Source organism: Sphingobacterium anhuiense (genome assembly GCF_042686355.1).
GTDB classification, from domain to species: domain Bacteria; phylum Bacteroidota; class Bacteroidia; order Sphingobacteriales; family Sphingobacteriaceae; genus Sphingobacterium; species Sphingobacterium anhuiense.
The window spans coordinates 14,595-35,003 of record NZ_JBHUPE010000013.1; the positions used below are offsets into that span (position 1 = coordinate 14,595).

Here is a 20,409-nt window from a genome sequence, read left to right on the forward strand (position 1 = left end):
ACCATCTAGGTGCTATCACGAAGAGGACTTAGCTATAACAGATGAAGCCCAAGGATAATCCTTAGGCTTCATCTGTTATTTAATAAGTTGTTTATTTAATCCAACCTTTTTCTATAGCTTCTTTAGCATGGTATGTTAAGATTGCAGTAGCACCTGCACGACGGAAACTCATTAGAGTTTCCAATATAGCGGATTCTTGTAACCAACCATTACCAATAGCAGCTTTGATCATAGCATATTCGCCGGAGACATTGTACGCAGCAATAGGCAAATCAAAATTATCATGTAATGATTTAATGATGTCCAAATAAGGTAGACCCGGTTTTACCATTAAAAAATCAGCACCTTCTTCCAGATCTAATTGCGCTTCGATTAATGCTTCTCTGCTGTTAGCATAACTCATTTGATAACTCTTTTTGTCACCTTTTTTAGGTGCAGAACCTAAAGCATCACGAAAAGGACCATAGAATGAAGAAGCATATTTTGCCGTGTAGGACATCAATGACACATTGGTGAAACCATTTTCATCTAGAATATTACGGATAAAACCAATACGGCCATCCATCATATCCGAAGGAGCAATAATATCCGCACCAGCATGCGCATGTGCTAAAGCCATTTTACCCAGAACAACTAAAGTCTCATCATTTAGGATTTCTCCATTCTCTACAATACCATCATGTCCATCCGAACTATAAGGGTCCATAGCAACATCAGTAATGACACAAGCTTCAGGGAAATTTTTCTTGACCTCTTCGATTGCTTGAAGATATAGCGTACCTTTTCTGTAACTTTCAGTTGCGAATTTATCTTTCAAAGATTCTTCGACAGCAGGAAATAAATCAAATGAATTTAATCCAAGTTTTAAACAGCTTTCAATTTCACGCAATAAGTTGTCAATCGAATAACGAAAGATACCTGGCATAGATGAAATTTCAGTTTTTTGATTTTGACCTTCTACAATAAAGAGTGGAAAGATCAAATTAGCGGTACTTAAGCGGTTTTCTTGAATCATGTCGCGAATCACAGCAGATTTACGATTTCTTCTCGGACGTTGTAACATGTTATATGTATTAAAAAAGATTGGAAGAATGTTAAATCCTTCCAATCGTATTATGATTTATAGTCTAATCCAAAAATGGCCTCAGCTAAGCCAATTTCATCTGGTGAATAAGGCAGCGTATAGGAAAGACCCATTTCGTCAAAAATAGCAGCCGTAGAGCGTCCAATACAGATCACCTGTTGCTCAGGTTCAATTAAGTTATTCACAAAATAGGCCTCAGCATTGCTCGGGCTTGTAAATATTAAGACCTCAGCACTTGTTGCATTGACATTATCCTCAAGTACAGTTTCATATACAGGCATATTGATCACCTTGGTTTCTGGACTAAGCGCTTTCTGAATTGTTTCCAAAGAACCTTTTGCTCGAGGAATTAAAACCGTACCACCATTTGCCAGTGCAGCAAAGTTAGCCCCGATTTCTTCCATGTTAATTCCGGACTGCTCGCCTGAAAAATCAGCAACACGGTCAAATTTGCGCAAAGTCTCCTCAGATCCACGTCCAACTACTGCAATTTTAGTCTTTTTACTTAGTCGTGGCTCCAAGCTAAAGAAATGTTCAATTCCATTTTTACTGCCGAAGAAAATCCAGTCCACATGCTTTAAAATAAACGGATCCAATTTATTTATTATTGGAAATATTTTGATTAAAGAGCGTGCATCAGCTTGAATATTATGCTTCGCAAAGAAGCGGGATAAATAAGAATGTTCATCCAGATCCCGGCTTATAAAGACAGATTTTGGTAATACCCGATCTTTCGCATACTTAGAGAAAATTATTTCAGGTAATAGTGCCGGGTCAGTTCCTTTCACATAAAAACGGTCAGGAAAATCATCACTGGTATCTGCGATAGAAGTCCATGCTTCGTAAGTATCACCCACTTTACGGCAATAAGCACCAAGAGGGGCATGACAGCCAGCGTCAAATAGATTCAATACTTTACGTTCAACGGCGATGGTCTTCTGTACCTCCTCATTATTAATTGGCTGAAGAGCTTGAAATAATTCTGTGTCAATTTCTCGGATCTGAATAGCCAGTACACCTTGAGCAGGAGCAGGAACTAATTCAACAGGAGGAATTTCCTCAATATGGAAATCCGAGATGTCCATATCGATTCTCGAAATACCCGCCTTTGCTAACATGATGGCATCATACTGCTCATCACGTAGTTTCTGCATACGGGTCTGTAAATTACCCCGTAAATCTGTAAATTCAAGATCAGGTCTTATAGAAGAAAGTTGTGCTTTACGTCTGTTAGATGATGTACCCACAGTGGCATTATGTTTTAAAGAAAGACGTTTCTTAATGTCGACACAATCTTTATGAATAATTAATAGTTCTGCAGGGTTTTCACGTTCAGATACTGCGGCAATGATTAATCCAGGAGGATTCACAGTAGGTAAATCTTTATGAGAGTGAACAGCTAGATCAATGGTTCCCAAAAGTAATTCTTCTTCCAATTCTTTGGTAAAAAAACCTTTTCCTTCGAGTTTATCTAAACGGAGATGTTGAATGATATCACCTTGAGTTTTGATGATTTTTAATTCAGATTCAATGCCAATTTCAGCCAGCCGATCTTTGATGAAGTTTGCTTGCCATAACGCAAGTGCACTTCCACGAGTACCAATGATAAGTTTTCTATTCACAATCTATATACTTTACCTTATTTTAATAATTAAGATAGGCAAAAATAAATAAATAGTATTGATTTGTTGACACGTTACTGTCAGAATAAATCCAAATGCAGTGTGAAAAAGAGTTTTAGGTCGCTCTTAATTAATTAACACCATTTTCGTTTACTTTGACTAAAATCTCTTTAGCCATTACCATAGGAACTTTGATGTATTTTTTTTCCATGTAATTAATAATCTTTTCCAATACATCACGTGCTTCCGGATCTAAGGCCTGAACCTCCGACGCAAAAACTTCATTTAATGCAAAAGATTTGATTTCCTTAATTTTTTGTGGAACCTGACGCATTGCAACTTCAACACGTCGTTGTTTAATGATAGGTAAAAATTCCTGAATATTGTCTGAAATAATCTTTTCAGCATTAGACAGTTCACTATAACGTTCTTCAATATTTTTATTGGCAATCGCTTGTAGGGAACTAACTTCGATATAATGTACAGCATTATTGGCTAATACTTCAGCATCAATATCATTTGGAATGGCAAGGTCGATAATGATTTTCTTATCCATTTCTCCATTTAATAAAGATTGGTATAGGGTATTATCAATGATGGCTGTTGTAGCACCTGTACAGGTAATGAGAATATCAAATCCACCTTTGTAGTTGATCAATTCCGATAAAGGATAGGCTTCAGCATTGAGTTCAGTAGCTAATTTCTGCGCATTTTCAACAGTACGGTTAAAAATTACAAAATTGCTCGATTGTTTTTTCTGAAAATACTTTGCTAAATTTTGATTGGTTTCCCCAGATCCGATAATCAGAATTCTTGGGTTCTCAACAGATTTGATTTCTTTTAATTTGCGGTATGCTAAAGAAACAACAGAAATTGGGTTTCTGGATATTTTAGTGTGAGTGTAGACCTCTTTTGCCGTTTTTACCAATCGGTCCATTAGCATGCGTAGGAAGTCACCGGTAAATCCAGCCTCTCGACATCTTTCGTATGCCCGACGGACCTGTGCTAAGATCTCCTTCTCACCAACAACCAAACTTTCAAGAGAACATGACATACGAAGAAGATGATTTAATGCATCCATACCCTCATATTTGTTCACCTGACCTAAATAACATTGCAATCTTTCCTGAGGGACACAGAAATTGAGTTTCTCCATAAATTGTGCAATGAATTCATTTGTTAAGTCATGAGCACCATAAAACACAAATTCAACACGGTTACAAGTTCCAATATAGAATACTTCAGGAATATCCATGTTATGTTTTAGATTCATTAGTCTACTTTCTAACTCCTCATTACAAATAACTAGATTACCTAAATCTTTAAGTTCTACGTGTTTATGTGTGAATGCTAATACCTTAAGATTCTTCAAAGCAATACCCTCGATTAATTTTAACTCTGCAAATGTAGTTTAAAAGCTTTTGCTATATGTCAAAAATCTGTCAAACAGATGAATTTAGAATGATTACAAATAGTGTTAAATTAATGTTAAATTGGTGATTTGCATGGTCTTGTGAATCAATTGAATAAAATTATGTGAGCTGTATTATTATTTTTCATTTACGAATGTGAACGATATCAAAATAAATAACTTATAAACTTTAAGAATTGAAAAATCCAAAGATAGATGCTGCAAATATTTTTATTTATACCCTAATAACTGAGTGATGATATTTTGGTGAATTGTTTTTGTTCTAACGAACCATATAAAAGATAATAAGAATTCTGATAGTAAACTTAGCCGTATATTTTCTTGGAAAAGTGAAAAATATGATTTTATTCCTAGATTCTCTCTTGCAATTTTTAAAATAGTTTACAAAACCATCCATACAGCATTAAAATGTTTGACCATTAAATCGTAGCCTCAAAATTGTAATTAACTAAATCTGCTGCTAAAAACGTTTTAGTAATGAATACATGGTGGATTATATCAAAAATGACTAAAACGCTGATTATAAAACATAAAGATATTCATGTTGTTTTTAATTATGTTACACATAAAGGAAATGGTAAAAAATGCAATCGATTGCTCATTTTACGCAAACGGTTTCGTTCGTTAGTGATATGGAATAACAATATTATTATTATATTATTGTTACATACTAACAATTATTAACTGCCAAAACGGAAGCATTTTTTATTATTAACCGATTTTTTAGAAATCATAATTTTACCAATTTTTTAATTTTAAAAAACCAAATGAAATCGAATGAAAAGAATATCTAAATTTATTAATTCATAAAAATTTAGCAAAAGTTAAGAAGTCTCTATTGCAATTGGCTTTCTGACTATAAATATTAACGCACTTACGTTATTTAATTAATAGTGTCAACTTGTTATTTATAGGCGATTTTATTTATAGTTATTTATTTTTAGGTAAAAAGCAACTGCTTTTCATCTTGGCTTTTCTATGCATTTTATCATGATGAGTCCATTTTGAGTGTGATTCACGCTGAATATTTTTATTAAAACTTAAATCTAATTAAATAATGGTTAAAAATTACACAAGCGTTTCTTTTGCTTTGTTTTTAGCTGTTGTTGGAACACAGTCACTTCATGCTAACCAAAAAATCTTAAAATTACCAACAATTAAGGATGGTCTTTTAAGGGATACCGTTAAGGGGGAGTCTTCCAGCAATAATTTTGAAACAGATACGATTGGCCAGATGATGAAGGCCATGCAGAAATTTAAAACGATCCGGGATACCATTAATATCCGATCGGTCATTCCTGTCCCTAACCTTTCATTACAACAGATCGTCAAAGGAAATCTTCTTGGTGTCTATGTTCAAGAACCAAATGGTGAGCCAGGTACGGAGCAGAGTATGATTGTACAGGGTGCTTCTGGTGTCCTGTTTTCTAAAAGGGATGTCTATGCTTTGCAACCTGCCATATATCTCAATGGGGTCCCCATGGTACAAGAAAACCCCTTTGCATTTGACGTACAAAAATACGATTACAACCGCATCGGTCCTGCTACTAATTTATTTTCGCAAATTGATATTAGTAATATTGAATCCATTGCAGTTATTAAGGATCCTTTTGAACTTGCTAAATTGGGTCCAAATGCAGTAAATGGGGCTATTTATGTCACGACTAAAAAAGCAAAGTCAGGCTTAAGAGAAATTAGCTTAAATTCTTATTTTGGATATGTTACTGCACCCAAAGTGTATACTGTAAATGGTGTTTATGAGAATAATTTTCGAAAACCATTTTACGAAAAATATGGCAATCAAGAGCGGTATGATAATTATGCCAGCTATTTAAGAGATTCAACTAATACAGCTTATTTTGGTCCCTCAAACTGGAATGACAAATATTATAAAAATACCCCGACCTACTCTGCTGATTTAGGGATTACAGGAGGAAACGATCGTGCCAGTTTCCGATTTTTTGGTTCGGGAACCAAAAATGCAGGTAATGCCGATGAGACCAACTTGAATCGATACAACATATCTTTTGGTATCAATATGGCTCCCTTCAGTTGGTTAACGATGTCGAGTAATGTCAATACTTCACGTTTAGATCGAACCCGTAATAAAAGCTTAAGAGATCGATTTGCAGAAACGCGTTACATTCCAGATTTATCAAGTCCTTTATCACCAAATGCTGATGTGTTTGGCGCTTTTTTGGAAGAAAATAAGAAAAATGTTGATAATAATAGAGTAACGACTCTAAATGGTAACGTGACATTAACAGCACATGTCAATAAGTTACAGATCCAGTCAAGTTTAATGTTTGACTATAATGAAGGATCCCGTGATTTCTTTACACCATCAACGCTTATGGATGGTGTGAGCTACATCTCCAATTATTTTGGCTATAGCCAACGAATGATCCTCAATAATTCCGCATCATATAAATTTGATTTTGCAGAACATCATGAGTTAAATTTAGAAGTCGGTCAGACCTATCAGGGCGATACCTTTAAGTACAACTATGCGAGAGCCTACAATGGTCCCAATGATTACGTCAAATTGAGTTTTGTAGAAGGAGATAAAAGCAAATCAGAATATTTGAATTCTCCAGACTTCTATGTGTTTCGCTACATAGACAAAGAAGTCCATAACATGATGTCTTTTTACGGGTCTGCACAGTATAAATATAAAAATTTATTATCTGTCAATGCGATTGTACGTAGAGATGGTTCTTCCAATGGGCAACCCGATAGCAGGTGGGTTACTACACCTTCCTTTAATGTAAATTACAGTTTGAAAGAACAGTTCTTAAAAGACAATACATTTTTCAATGCATTGAATTTATCCGGAGGTTGGGGCAGAACAGTTCGTACTTTCTTGGACGATCGATATGCAGCGGGACCGCAATACCGCTCAGAAAGTGGCTGGTTTGAAGAACCGACGATTCCGGGTTATGGGCCTGTAATGGGAATCAATAGACCTTACGAGAGTGGTTTTATCGGTTATGGAATCAAAATGCCTGTAGCCGAAAGAACCAATCTGACACTTGACGGTACATTTTTAAACAACAGATTGAATGCCGCGATTTCAGCATATAACCGTAATGATAAAGATCAATTGATCGGTGTCCCTGTAGCGCAGGAAACAGGATATAGTGTAAATTATAAAACTGGTTTAGAGGTTAATAATAAAGGGTTGGAATTGATGTTGAACGGTGCACTTGTTGAAAATAAAAATGGATTCAATTGGAACTCAGCTATCAATGTCAATTATAATAAAAACAAAGTTACTGCACTTCCGGACGGCCATCAAGAGTTGATTATTGGAGATAACAAATTAGAGGTAGGGAAATCGGTAGGAAGTTACTGGGTATATTCCAATACAGGTATCTATAATACAGATGCCGATGTTCCTGCTGACTTAACTTTTAATGGTATTCCTGTCAAAGGAGGTGATCCCATCTGGAAAGACTACAACAGTGATAATCGTATCGATAACAAAGATAAAGTATTAACGGGAGATCGTATCCCGAGTTTTGTTGGAGGCTGGAACAACACCTTTTCTTATAAAAACTTTGATCTTAATTTCAACTTTATTTTTGCTGCAGGCCATAAAGCACTTAATCAGTACGAAGCAACAAGATATGGCTTTATCAACCGTGAAGCAGGCAATGATATCAACTCTATCAAAGAAGTTTCTTCTTGGCAGAAAATTGAGAATGAAAAAGAGTATCCAATCTATAACCCATGGAGTGATATCAATCCATATCGCGTAGATCAAGATTTGTTTTTAGACAATGCCTCTTATTTAAAATTAAGATCGGTTACTATTGGATATGACCTCAGCAAGGCTAAATTCTTTAATGCCTCAAAAGCAGGTATCCGCAGATTTTATGTCTATGCAACAGGTATGAATCTATTAACTGTAACCAATTTTACTGGAGTAGATCCCGAATTGATCAACTTCAATGGATATTATGATGGTGCAAATCTCTCTATTCCAAAAACTTTTGTATTAGGATTTAAACTGGATTTGTAAAAATAATTAGAGATGAACATGAACAGTATAAAGAACAGAAAAGTAGTAGGGCGTAAACTTGCAGTCGGTATTTTGACGGCAGTGATTGGCTTAAGTACTTTTTCTTGTAATAAAGTAGATAATGTTTCTTCAACTCGATTGTCGACAGAAGAAACCAATTGGAAGTCATTTGAAGATGCAAAAGCCAATTTGATGTCCGTATATGGATTGATGCGTTCGGCAACGGTAGCCGATAATGGCCATTGGGTGATGGGAGATTTGAGACAGGGAGATTTTACGATTAATAATCGAGCAGATCTAAAAGCAGTTGTCAATGGACAATTAAATGCATCGTATCCAGTGATCAATCGTATCACTAATTGGCGAAGATTTTATGCTGCGGTCAATGCCGCCAGTCTTTTTATTGAAAGATCAAATGAAATCGTCGGATTAGATCCACGTTATACCAAATTAAATAATGATGTAGATGTTGCACAGGCAAGGATACTGCGTGCCTTTGCTTATTTTTATATGGCTAGAATCTGGGGAGATATCCCTTTGTTAACATCTTCACACGATGGTGATTTCGTACAATTGCCAAGAACCTCCCAGCAAAAGGTTTTAGGCTTCGCAACGGCAGAATTATTAGCAGCGGCTAAAGTGGTTCCTTTCCGTTATGGCGGAACTGATCCAATTTTCCCGGGACTTTATTATGGTGAAGGATGGTCTTCTTGGAATGGTAACGTATTTACCCGCTTATCAGCGTATATTATTTTAGCACATATTGCAGCTTGGCAGGGAAATTACACGGATGCGGCGAACTATGCCAAATTTGTATTGGACAATCAGTCGTCTCAATATTACGTCGATGGAGCCAATCCGTTGGATTATATTGATATGAACGCGTTAACCGAGAATCAAAATAATATGAGCCCATTTGCTTATAAAAGAGCAACAGTAATGGTCGGTTTTCCTTTTGAGTCTGGTAATGGTTTGGCAACAGCCAATGGTCATATTGAACAATTAACCTTGGCAGCTCCCTTTATTCCCAAAAATCGTCCGGAAATGTTTGTATCTAAAGATACAATTATTAAAGTCTTTAATAATCCTTTCGATTTGCGTTTTAGCAAAGATTTAGTTACTGGATTATATAGGACAAATTACTTCTATAATTTCGAATCCGAAATGCCGATTTTTAATAAAATCAAAGTACTTTCTCCTTCTAATACCTCAGGCAATTTTATGTTATTCAGCTCTTCAATGGTCTTCAGTAGAATGGAAGAGATTACTTTGTTAAGAGCAGAAGCATTAGCAGTTTTGGGCGATACAGAAGGAGCATATACTGCTTTAAATAGATCTTGTGCATTGCGAGGAATTAATTATACCACAATCAATTCTCCGGATATCTTTAAAGCGATTTTTGAAGAACGTAGAAAAGAGTTAATGGGCGAAGGATGGAGATGGTATGATCAAATAAGATACAACCGTATCAAGAAATCAAACGCAATTTATGCAACAAAAGACGGAACTAGCATGACCTTCAAACAATTTGAAGATGCAGGCGGTATTTACTGGCCAATTTCTCAGGATGTCATCAATGCAAATCCATCTATTATTCAGAATCCATATTGGCAATAGTAATTTCAACACGTAAACGTATGAAGATTTTAAATAATAATATTTCTGTATTGGCCCTTATCGGAATTGTTTCCTTGTGGCTATGCTCATGTAATAAAAGTGAATCCCCTTATTACAATTATGAAAATAAAGTGCAAACCTATAATGGAACTGCGCTGGAATATCTAAAAGCACAACCTGACGGTACTTTTGATTCGCTATTATTGGTTTTAAAAAGATTTCCAAATTTGGAAGATTCGCTGACCAATCAAGAGGTGACGTTGTTTGCACCAGTAAATAAGAATTTTGAATCGGCAGTTAAGTATTTGAATATCCAACGTAAGATGTATGGGTTATCTAATGTTTATTTAGCAGATGCCAACCAAGCAGAGCTGGATACCATGATCTGTAAATACATCGTGCGAGGTAAAAAAACTACAGATGCTTATCTGGAAGATTTAGATGGTGTTTTGGTTAAATCTATTGTATTTGATTATCCAATGCATGTCAGATATGCTAAGATGAGTTCTTCAGGATTTGTTGAAGGTGGAGCGAGCATCTTGAATTTTAGTGAAACTTTTGGCTCAACCTTTAAGAAAGACTGGGTAACTACTAAAGCCAATACAGTAAATATCCGAACAAATAATGCGACAATCAATATTCTTGATCCGATTCACAATTTTGGATTTGATGAATTTACGCGCAGATTATTTTTAAATGAAGAAAAATGATGAAAAAAATTCTAAATATATTCAAAATTGGTTTACCGGTAGTGGTAGTTGGGTTGTTTTTTTCAGCTTGTAAAAAGAATTTACCTGACGAAAGGCTATCAATTGCTAATGATTCGAAATATGTAACCACGTTATTTCAACCTGTGCTTGGTCGGAATACCTTATTTACCAATATTTTTCAATACGGAAATTCCAGCCGTCCATTAGATTTTAAAATTGTGAATATGCGTAAGTTCAATGGCGATCCTGCGCCCGAATTAACACAATTATATCCGGTAACGGTATGGAAACAAATTTATGATGGTACGGAGAAATCTTTAGCTGAAATTGAAGCAAAAAGGACTATTGAAAATCATCCATTATTTGAAATCAGACCCCATGCTGGAGATTTTGTTATGTGGTCTGCAGCCAATTCCAATATGGTCAGCGCACAGCCAGATTCAGGGTATGTGTTCGATGTCGAAATGTCCAATTCCGGTGGTCGTAAGTACTTTCAAAATATGCGCCTTATGCCCTTTAGAGAACGCCCGTATGAACCTTCCAATTTAGATCCGATTACTGGGCAGGCAACAAGTGTTTCAGTTAGTCCATCCGGTGTCTTTATAATGGGTGAACGTGGACAGTACATGAACAGCTTTTTCGATGTTCAGGTTTTGTTCAGAAAGACTGGAAATGGAAATAGCTTGACGTTCAAATTTGCAGACTCTTTATCCAATCCGATCGATCCGAATAAATTTGATGAAACCAACTGGGCAGGTTTAGTCCATGGTTTCAATATGACAAAGGATGCGACTAAGGTACGTTATGATGTTGCTTATCCGATTCCGTTAAGCGCTTACCCAACTCCATATACGACATTAAGTGGAGAACAAGCTCGTGTTTCATTTAAGTTTAGTCGAATTGGTTTTGGTAATATACTTGAAAAGAACTACCTCAACTTTAATTTTAACATTTTTGAAAAGGGTGACTGGGAGCTGACCTTTTGGTTTCGACGAGATAAACCAAAATTTGATAATGATTAATGAATCAATATAAACTTAAATTAAACACATTTCAAATGAAGCATATATATACGCTAGTTATATTGTTGTTTTTTGGAACGCAGCAAGTTGCTTTTGCACAACAGCAGATAAAAGTAACTGGGGTCGTAATCGACGGCGCCTCGAGTTCTCAAGAAGCAATTTCCGGTGTGAGTATCAGTACCGGAGGTAAGGCAATAGGAAGTACGGACAGATCGGGTAAATTTACGATTACAGTTCCCAATAATGCTTCCATCATTTTTAGATCAATTGGCCATAAGTCAGTAACTGTAAAAGTTGACAATAAAACATATTTATCCGTAACAATGTCACCTACAAGTGAGATGTTAGGGGAGGTTAAAGTTACGAGCGGTTATCAGCAGAAAACAAGAGCTACGAATACCGGCTCTATTGTTACCATTTCCGGTAAAGATATACAGGGGCAGCCTGCAGGTGATGTGATGTCATTGTTGCAAGGTCGTGTCGCGGGTTTAAATATTCAAAATAATACAGGTGCACCAGGATTTAGAGGGAGCGTGACGATTCGTGGTATTTCCAATATCAATGTCTCTGGAAGTGGAGACGCGGCATTCTTGACACCAACTTCTCCTTTATATGTCATCGATGGGGTACCGGTAGACGATAATGCAAATTTTTCTTACGGTTTCCAACAAGCAGGACCTGGTGTATCACCAGCATCACAAATTCCACCGGAAGATATTGAAGATATACAGGTACTTAAAGATGCCGCCGCAACATCCTTATACGGATCACGTGGTGCATATGGTGTTATTTTAATTACAACGAAGAGAGGTAATTCAAAAGTTCCGGTAGTGCGCTATAATGGAGCAGCATTTATGTCGGCAGTCCCACAATTAAAAGCTGTTATCGGTGGTAAAGATGAGCGTTTGTTAAGAATTGCCCAAATTATGCGATTTGATACCTCTTGGAATCATGCCTTAGATCTGGTTAATCAGACACCATTTCTATCAGACAGTTTAAATCCTTATTATAATAATTCGACCGATTGGCAATCTTATTTTTATAAACCAACTTACAATCAGACGCACAACTTAAATGTTTCGGGAGGTGATGTAAAGTTTAACTATAAGGTTGCGATGGGTATTTACGATGAAAAAGGTATTCAGGAAAATACAGGCTACTCGCGTTATAACTTGAATATGAATATGATTTATAATCCGACTTATAAATTCAAATTGTTAGCACAATTGAACAACTCTATACAGAATCAGCGTATGGGAAGCGGAAATGGATTGATGAATTCAGGTATTGCAGACGGAGGTAATTCCTCTTCATTATTGCCGGCACCTTCCTTATATTCATCAGTTAATTCGGTTTTAGGAGCATTGAACACGGATGATGATAATAAAGTTTTGACCACATCAGCCATTGTCAATGTTGCCTACGATTTCTTTAAGAATTTTAAAGTAGAGACCACGTTAAATTATACCGGAACATCCAGTACAAAAGATAACTTCTCACCAGCCGCATTAAATGCAAATCAGGCACAGTATTACACTTATAATGATAGAGCAACTACATTGTATAATCGTAACCAGATGTCCTATGTGTTTTCATTGAAAGAAGATGGAGAAGACGCGCATAACTTTAACCTTTTCGCCTTTAACGAGATAAGATCATCATTCTTTAAAGCAGATGCGATGCTGAACGATCGGGTGGTCAATGATCAGTTGAGAGGACCGATTGTAAAACAGACAAGTTATTTAAGCTCCAAAGGTGGTACAATCGGCTATACAGATACACGGGCAGTAGCATTTTCTGGAAACTTTGCATACGATTATAAGCAGAAATATGTGATCAATTTCTCTTACCGTGCCGACGGTCTGTCGACCAATGGTCCAGATGCAGGTTATGTTAAAAATCCTGCGATTTCTGCAAAATGGAATTTTGAAAAAGAAAATTTCATGAAAGATAAAGAATGGTTAGATTATGGATCCTTCCGTCTGAGTTATGGATCAAATATTACGCCTAATGGAAGTATTTATCAATCTTATGGAAAATACTACGGCGGTGACAATTATAATAATCAGAAAACTGTTGTCACAGATTTAAAATTTTTACCAAATCGATCGTTGGAACCTACCCGCGCGACTACTTTAAATGCTGGTTTTGACATTTCTGTATTCAACAATAGGTTAACCTTAAATATTGATAGCTACTACAAGCAAAATGATAATGTTTTTAGAGAGAAAGCGATTTCTTCTTCTAACTCATTCGAGAATATTGCATCAACAGAAATCAGCAATGTGAATTATGGTTGGGAGTTTCAAGCAACAGCTCGTCCATTAAGTGCAACAAGCCCGTTCAAATGGACGATGTCAGGTTCATTTGCAATCAATCGTGAAGTATTGGCCGCATTGCCAGATGGTTTACGCGAAATGATTTATTATGATCCAGGAAACCAACAGGACATCTATTACAGATTAGGTATCAATTCTTTGTCTAACTATCTATTCAATACAAAAGGTGTTTATAGTACCAATGCTCAAGTCCCTGTAGATCCAGCAACTGGTCTTCCTTATCGGGTAGGTAGCAATGATATCTTGAACTATTTCAAAGCCGGAGATCCTATTTTTACCGATTTGGATGGTAACTATGTATTAGACAATTATGATCGCGTAATTGCTGGTAATTCGCAACCACAGATTACAGGAGGTTTTACTTCGCTATTACAGTACAAAAGCTGGAGTTTTGAAGTCAATACATCATTCACGCTGAAACGTGATATTATGAATAACACCTTGGCGAGTCAGTTCGGTGCATTTACAGATCCTGCTATACAATATGATCCTTGGAAATTAGTTGCGTTGCCGCCCATTTCACAATTGGATTATTGGAAAGCAATTGGCGATCAGGCAACATACGGTAACCCATTGGATTTTGTACGGGCACGTCGCCTGAATCCTTTTAGAGGTAATCAGACTTTGTTTCAAGAAGATGGATCTTATTTCAAATTGAATGCAGTGAAAGTGTATTATAACTTTGATCAGAATTGGTCAAGAAGATATGGAATGAACCGTGTAAGTATTAATGGCACAGTTTCCAATTTGTTTTATATCACCCGCTATTCAGGAGCTAATCCGGAAAATGTAAGTGCATTAGGTAAAGATTCTGGAGGTAATTATCCATTGCCTAAGCAATTTGCTTTAGGATTGAATATTGAGTTTTAATTGTTGATATCATGAAAATAAAAAAATTAGCATATATACTTGGCGTTACGGCACTTGTGTTATCCACATCAAGCTGTGAGAAATTTTTGAACGTTACCCCCATTGATGCTTTGTCCGGAAATAATTTTTGGGAAACCAAAAAAGATGTAGAAGGGTATACCAATGGGATTTACCTAAGATTAAAAAACAAAATAGGCAATACAGCATTACTGCCAAGTTTGGAAATTAGAGGTAATTGGATTGGCTCGTTGAGTGGTCCTGCAACTTATCTGAATTTAATTTATAATAACTTGAAAGGGATTATAAGTGGAGGAGATAGTTTTGATGGCGTTATTAGGGAGAATATGAGCTGGAAAGGCTGGTATGATGTAATTGCTGCCAGCAATATTCTTCATGACGAAGTTGGAAAAATGCCTGATGCAATCATAACGGCATCAGAGAAAAAGAGATATCAAGCAGAAGCAGTTTTTACGCGCAATCTGAGTTACATGTATATCTGTAAAATGTTTGGCGATGCCATTTATTATACAGAAGCCTATAATAGTAAACCGTTGCCACGTTTACCACAACTTGAAGTCCTGAAAAAGTGTATTGCAGATATGAGCGCTGCAAAGGATGATCTTCCTGTTAAATATCCTGAAGCATCATTATTAGGTCTTAGACCGACGCGAGCCTCTGCAGTGGCGTTATTGATGCATCTGAATATGTGGGCTGCTGCTTGGGATACAGCAGATAAATCGGTATACTATAAAGCTGTCACCGCTTTAGGAGAAGAGTTAAAAACGTATACAGACTACCGTCTCTTACCTATTACTGTTGAGAATACGAAACGTATTTTTAAAGGTCGTTCACCTGAAAACTTGTTCAGTATCTTGCAGGATTATAATTATGGTGAGACCTTTTCAGATTATGCCAATTATTCATATTTCTTTTCTCATTATCCTTATCGTGGTACTGTGACAACGACAACCAGCCGAATGGCCTACCAAGGAAATTATCTTGAAAAGCTATATCCAGCCGGAATTTCTGATCAAAGACGCACACTTTGGTTTGATAATGTAAGTGAGAACTCTCTAACTTTTCAGTTTAAAAAATTTATCAATACTTACGCTAGAGGCTCTGGTTCAGGAGTAACGATGGTCAGTGATGACAGCGCTATTATTTTTAGATTGTCCGATGCAATTTTATTAGTTGCAGAAGCACATGCTGAACTTGGTCAGGAAACAGAAGCTAAAGCATTTTTGAACCAGATCAGATTAAATGCTGGTGCTACCGAGATCACCACAGGAGGTGAGACTCTAAAAGACGATATTTTTAAAGAAAGATGCCGTGAGCTCATCGGCGAAGGACAGTATTATTTTGATTTAGTGAGAACAAAGCGTGTTGTCAATTCAGAATTTGCCAATGCACCCATGAGTGTAGGTAATTTTAATAATGGTGCATGGACCTGGCCGTTGATTATCACTGCAGAAGAGCGTAGTGCTAACCCAGGTTTAATCGGAAATAATTTTTGGAATTAATCATTATGAACTTAAACAATAGAATCTTTTATATGATCATAGCACTAGTTGTGCTATTTTCTACCAGCTGTAAGAAATATTATTATGATTCGGGTGTTCACGATCCAAAATTTGAAGGATCTACATTAGCTTATATGAAAGCAAAACAGCCTTTTTTTGATTCAACACTTACGATCATCAGTTTAGCGGGATTGGATGAGGTTTTGGATAAAGAAAATGTAACTTTTTTTGCTCCTCCTAGTGGCTCTGTAAACAAAGCAATTATACAGCTCAATAGATCTCTGAGATTTGAAGGACGCGATACCGTATCAAAACTTAATCAGATTAAGCCCGCAGTATGGAAAAATACACTTTTACAGTATATATTCAAAAGCTCTTCCTTGATGAAAGATTATCCCCAGCGTGATACCCTTTCATATATTGCTTTTCCTGGTCAAAATTATACAAGTTATTCTGGACGTATTATGAACATAGGTGTTATCTATAATAATGCTGGCGGAGTGCAATATGCGGGATATCGTCAGTTATTTTTAGCATACATTCCCGATTTGTCAAATCCACAGGTTGCTTTGCAGAATAATCCTGTTGCCACTTCAGATATTCAGACCAATAATGGGGTATTGCATGTGTTAACACGTGTCAAACATACATTCGGTTTCAATACTGCAAAGTTTATAGATGAGGCTATTGCGGCGGGTATTGCACCGGCAACACCATAATTAATTATTTCAATTTAATAAATGATTTGAAAGATGTTACGTAACATAAAATATAGAACAAGATTGCTTGTTGTGGTAATGGGACTTGCCTTTGTGGTAGGGGCCTGTTCAAAGAGCAAGGGATTAGCAGACGATCCATATGCAGGGGGAAAAGAGGTGTTGGATATCGGTTTTGTTTCCAAGACTACAGATCCTGACATTGTGGAAGCAGGAAGTACTTTAGATTTGAAGGTTAGGGGTTTAATGAAGTATAAGGATGCCTTTAAGCTATTTGTCAATGAGATAGAGGCTGAAGTGTTGAATTATACAGATACAACAATTCAGTTTGTGGTGCCATTGACAGCAAGTACTGGAAGTGTTTGGATTACAGCAAACGATCAGTCCTTTTTTGGACCGATTGTCAAGATTGGAGGAAAAGTTTCACTTGATCCGACCTTCAAAGTGATCAATGGTGCATCTACTATTGGAGAAGGTTTTGGGTCAGGCATATTTAGTACCACACAGTTACCGAATGGTAATATTTGGTTAACTGGATATTTTAATAATTTCGAACAACAGGGAACCGAAAAAGCTCCTAATGGAGGAATTGTGCAAATTGGCCCTGAAGGGAATTATACCACATCTGGTGTTAGTTTCGGTATAGGTGTGGAAGGTGGTTTAAAAGCTATTACATCAATAAACCGGATCAGTTCTGGTGCGCAAAATGGGAAATTTATTATTGCAGGTAGTTTTAATGCTTATAATAGCCGGAAAGAAAATCGTAGGACCATTGGAAACATCACAAGATTAAATGCTAATGGCTCTTTAGATACGGTCACAACAACTGAGATTGTTAATCCAAAACCTGAAATAACCTGGAAAGATGTTGATACAATTCCGGCCTTCAATGGTGGTGTATTGGGTTTTATTAGAAAGACATTCGTTTTTGGTGAAAAAGTATACGCTATAGGAAGTTTCACATCTTATGTTCGTATGTTTCTTCCTAATTCAAGTTATGATGAGAAGGTTTATGATATGACTCGGATGTCACAATTAGTACGCATGAATATGGATGGGTCTATGGACTCAACATTTCATTTCAATCGAGAGGCACGACAAAGTCCTGTAGGAGCTAATGGAGGTATTGCTGATGCGATTATGCAAGCTGATGGTAAGTTGATTCTGGTCGGCAATTTTACAACATTTAATAATGAGCCGGCAAACCGTATCGTGAGATTAAATTTGGATGGTTCTGTTGACAAGTCGTTCCAATCTGGTGCTGCGGCTAATGGGGATATTTATTCCATTCGTTATAATGCAAATACGACTAAAATAATCGTTACCGGTAATTTTACGACCTACAATGGAAAGCCCTCATCAACGCTTGCGGTATTAAATGCTGATGGGTCAGTCGATGATACATTTAAAGGTGAATTGATCAGTGGGGGCGGGGCTACTTTTGCGGCGCAATTGAATAGCGGTAAGATCCTCGTGACTGGTAGCTTTAATAAATATGGAAGCTATCTCCGTCAAGGATTTATGATTTTGGAACCAGATGGAAAACTGGCGGTAAGTTATAATAATACAGGTGGTTTTCAGGGAAGAGTGTATGATATGATCGAAACAGAAAATGCAAAAGAATCAAAAGTAATTCTGGTCGGTGAGATCAGCAGGTTCAATGCAGCGATTTTTCGCAATATCCTAAGAATTAATATTTCTAAATAAGTCCCAATTTATTTAAATATGAAAAGAGAAATAAAATCAAAGATAGGCATGAAAATGTTGGGTGTTGCAGCTTTTATCGCTACAATCTTAGTCAGTTCTTCTTGTAATAAGGATTTTGTAAATAAACTTCCAGATTCTTTTAAAAATGATACCCTTGGAGTAAGCGATGGTTCAAGAAGAGTCTTATATCTTATTTTAGATGGAGTAAAAGGATCTGTGGTAGAAAGCTTGGGACCTAAAAATATCAGTTTGATTACTAAAAGATCAATGTATAGTTACGATGGTTTAGCCGATTTTCAGCGTAACAATTTGACAGATGCAGGGGCCTGGACAACTATGTTAACAGGAGTAGATTACACGAAGCATCAAGTACAGGCTGATGATTTTAGTGGATTTGATAATCAGAAGACACCTACTATTTTCAGTCGTTTGAAGGTTGAGAAAAACAATTTGCGTACCGTATCCTTTGCTTCAGCTACCGGCTTAAACAATGCCTTGGCTAAAGATGCAACGGAAAAGAAAGATCTAACAAACGATGCTGCAGTCAAAGATGCAGTTATTTCGGAACTATCGACGCAAGATCCTTCGTTATTGGTAGCTCAGTTTAAAGGAGCTAAAGAAGCTGCAGGCAGTGATTATTCAGAAAACAATGCAGCTTATACAGCAGCCATTGGCAAGCTGGATGATTATATTGGAGAAATTATGACAGCATTACAGGCTAGAAAAACATATAATGGTGAGAATTGGCTGGTGATCATCGCTTCGAATAAGGGTGGAGGAGTATCAGGAGGCGAACCAGGGTCAAATATTTATGATGATGAATCACGTAATACATTTGTTTCTTTTTATAATCCAAAATTTACTGCTGCCAATTATGCCAAGCCTAATGTAGAGGCATTGCCTTATGCCGGAGTCGGCCCTCGGTTCGCCTCGAATAACGGTAGTACAAACGGACTTGCAAATTTAAACAGTAATACCTCGATTGGAAATTTTGGAGTTTCTGGAGCATATACATTAATGTTTAAAATTCGTAATGATGATGATGGAGATTATTATCCGATGTTTGTAGGTAAAAGAAATCCTGGAAGTACAGACGTAGGACCAGCAGGCTGGAGCTTTTTAATGGGAGGAGGCGAATTTCAAGTAGATTGGACAGGTAGTCCTCGCCCTGGGGGAGGTATTAACCATGCAGATGGCGTATGGCATACAATGGGATTTACGATTTACCATAGTGGTAATAGTCGTAGACTCAATCTTTTTTCGGACGGTGTATTGAGAAGTACTTCTGATATTACAAATAGAAATGCAGATAATAATTTTCCATTAAGAATAGGTACAGATGCCAGATTTAATACAAATATATTAGTTAAAGATCTAGTTATTTTAAATACCGCACTATCAGATGATGAAATGATCAAGTATATGCGGAAAGAATTTGGATCCGACAATCCATATTTTGAAAATGCAATTGGTTTTTGGCCAGGTAATGAATCGTCTGGAAATAAGATGTATGATCATTCAGGAAAAGGAAATCATTTTGATTTCAGTTCGACTATCCAATTTGCAAACTTTATGGATATTTCTCCAAATATATCACCCAACATATCACAGTCCGCGTTTGTCGCAGTACCTAATAATGTAGATATTCCGGTCATGATTTATAATTGGATGAATATTTCAGTTCCAAAAACCTGGGGATTAATGGGTAAATTTTATAATCCTACTATAAACTTACCAAAAGACTAA

The 20,409-nt window shown here is 36.5% G+C and carries 12 protein-coding genes; 9 read left to right on the forward strand and 3 right to left on the reverse strand.

The window, feature by feature from the left end; translation table 11 throughout:
* Positions 1 to 91: 91 nt before the first annotated feature.
* From hemB to hemA, 3 genes are all read right to left on the reverse strand, one after another.
* Positions 92 to 1,063, reverse strand: a complete 972-nt coding sequence (hemB, locus tag ACFS6I_RS22150; RefSeq protein ID WP_346596910.1) for a porphobilinogen synthase — start codon at positions 1,061 to 1,063, stop codon at positions 92 to 94.
* A gap of 50 nt (positions 1,064 to 1,113) precedes the next feature.
* Positions 1,114 to 2,706, reverse strand: a complete 1,593-nt coding sequence (gene hemC, locus ACFS6I_RS22155) for a hydroxymethylbilane synthase (RefSeq protein WP_132771503.1) — start codon at positions 2,704 to 2,706, stop codon at positions 1,114 to 1,116.
* Positions 2,707 to 2,836: 130 nt separating this feature from the next.
* Positions 2,837 to 4,078: a glutamyl-tRNA reductase gene (gene hemA, locus ACFS6I_RS22160; protein WP_132771502.1), complete on the reverse strand. Its 1,242-nt coding sequence runs from the start codon at positions 4,076 to 4,078 to the stop codon at positions 2,837 to 2,839.
* 1,117 nt (positions 4,079 to 5,195) lie between these two features.
* Here hemA and ACFS6I_RS22165 point away from each other — a divergent pair.
* From ACFS6I_RS22165 to ACFS6I_RS22205, 9 genes are read left to right on the forward strand one after another with little or no spacing between them, the layout of a single operon-like run.
* Entirely contained in the window at positions 5,196 to 8,162 is a 2,967-nt protein-coding gene (locus tag ACFS6I_RS22165; protein WP_380923838.1) for a SusC/RagA family TonB-linked outer membrane protein, read from the forward strand.
* Positions 8,163 to 8,180: 18 nt separating this feature from the next.
* Positions 8,181 to 9,779: a RagB/SusD family nutrient uptake outer membrane protein gene (locus ACFS6I_RS22170; protein ID WP_380923840.1), complete on the forward strand. Its 1,599-nt coding sequence runs from the start codon at positions 8,181 to 8,183 to the stop codon at positions 9,777 to 9,779.
* A 20-nt stretch (positions 9,780 to 9,799) separates the two neighbouring features.
* Entirely contained in the window at positions 9,800 to 10,489 is a 690-nt protein-coding gene (locus ACFS6I_RS22175) for a hypothetical protein (protein WP_380923842.1), read from the forward strand.
* Positions 10,486 to 11,511 carry a DUF5007 domain-containing protein gene (locus ACFS6I_RS22180; protein ID WP_380923844.1) on the forward strand — a complete coding sequence of 342 codons (1,026 nt, stop codon included), beginning with the start codon at positions 10,486 to 10,488 and terminating at the stop codon, positions 11,509 to 11,511. The genes ACFS6I_RS22175 and ACFS6I_RS22180 overlap by 4 nt, the downstream gene beginning before the upstream one ends.
* Positions 11,512 to 11,546: 35 nt before the next feature.
* Entirely contained in the window at positions 11,547 to 14,720 is a 3,174-nt protein-coding gene (locus tag ACFS6I_RS22185; protein WP_380923846.1) for a SusC/RagA family TonB-linked outer membrane protein, read from the forward strand.
* A gap of 11 nt (positions 14,721 to 14,731) precedes the next feature.
* A complete protein-coding gene (locus tag ACFS6I_RS22190; RefSeq protein WP_380923848.1) occupies positions 14,732 to 16,240 on the forward strand; it encodes a RagB/SusD family nutrient uptake outer membrane protein in 1,509 nt (502 codons plus the stop codon).
* Positions 16,241 to 16,272: 32 nt separating this feature from the next.
* Positions 16,273 to 16,959, forward strand: coding sequence for a fasciclin domain-containing protein (locus ACFS6I_RS22195; RefSeq protein WP_380923850.1), 687 nt, complete (start codon positions 16,273 to 16,275; stop codon positions 16,957 to 16,959).
* Between the two features lie 33 nt (positions 16,960 to 16,992).
* Positions 16,993 to 18,663, forward strand: coding sequence for a DUF5008 domain-containing protein (locus ACFS6I_RS22200; RefSeq protein ID WP_380923852.1), 1,671 nt, complete (start codon positions 16,993 to 16,995; stop codon positions 18,661 to 18,663).
* An 18-nt stretch (positions 18,664 to 18,681) separates the two neighbouring features.
* Positions 18,682 to 20,409 (forward strand): hypothetical protein, encoded by a 1,728-nt coding sequence (locus ACFS6I_RS22205; RefSeq protein ID WP_380923854.1) that lies wholly within the window; start codon positions 18,682 to 18,684, stop codon positions 20,407 to 20,409.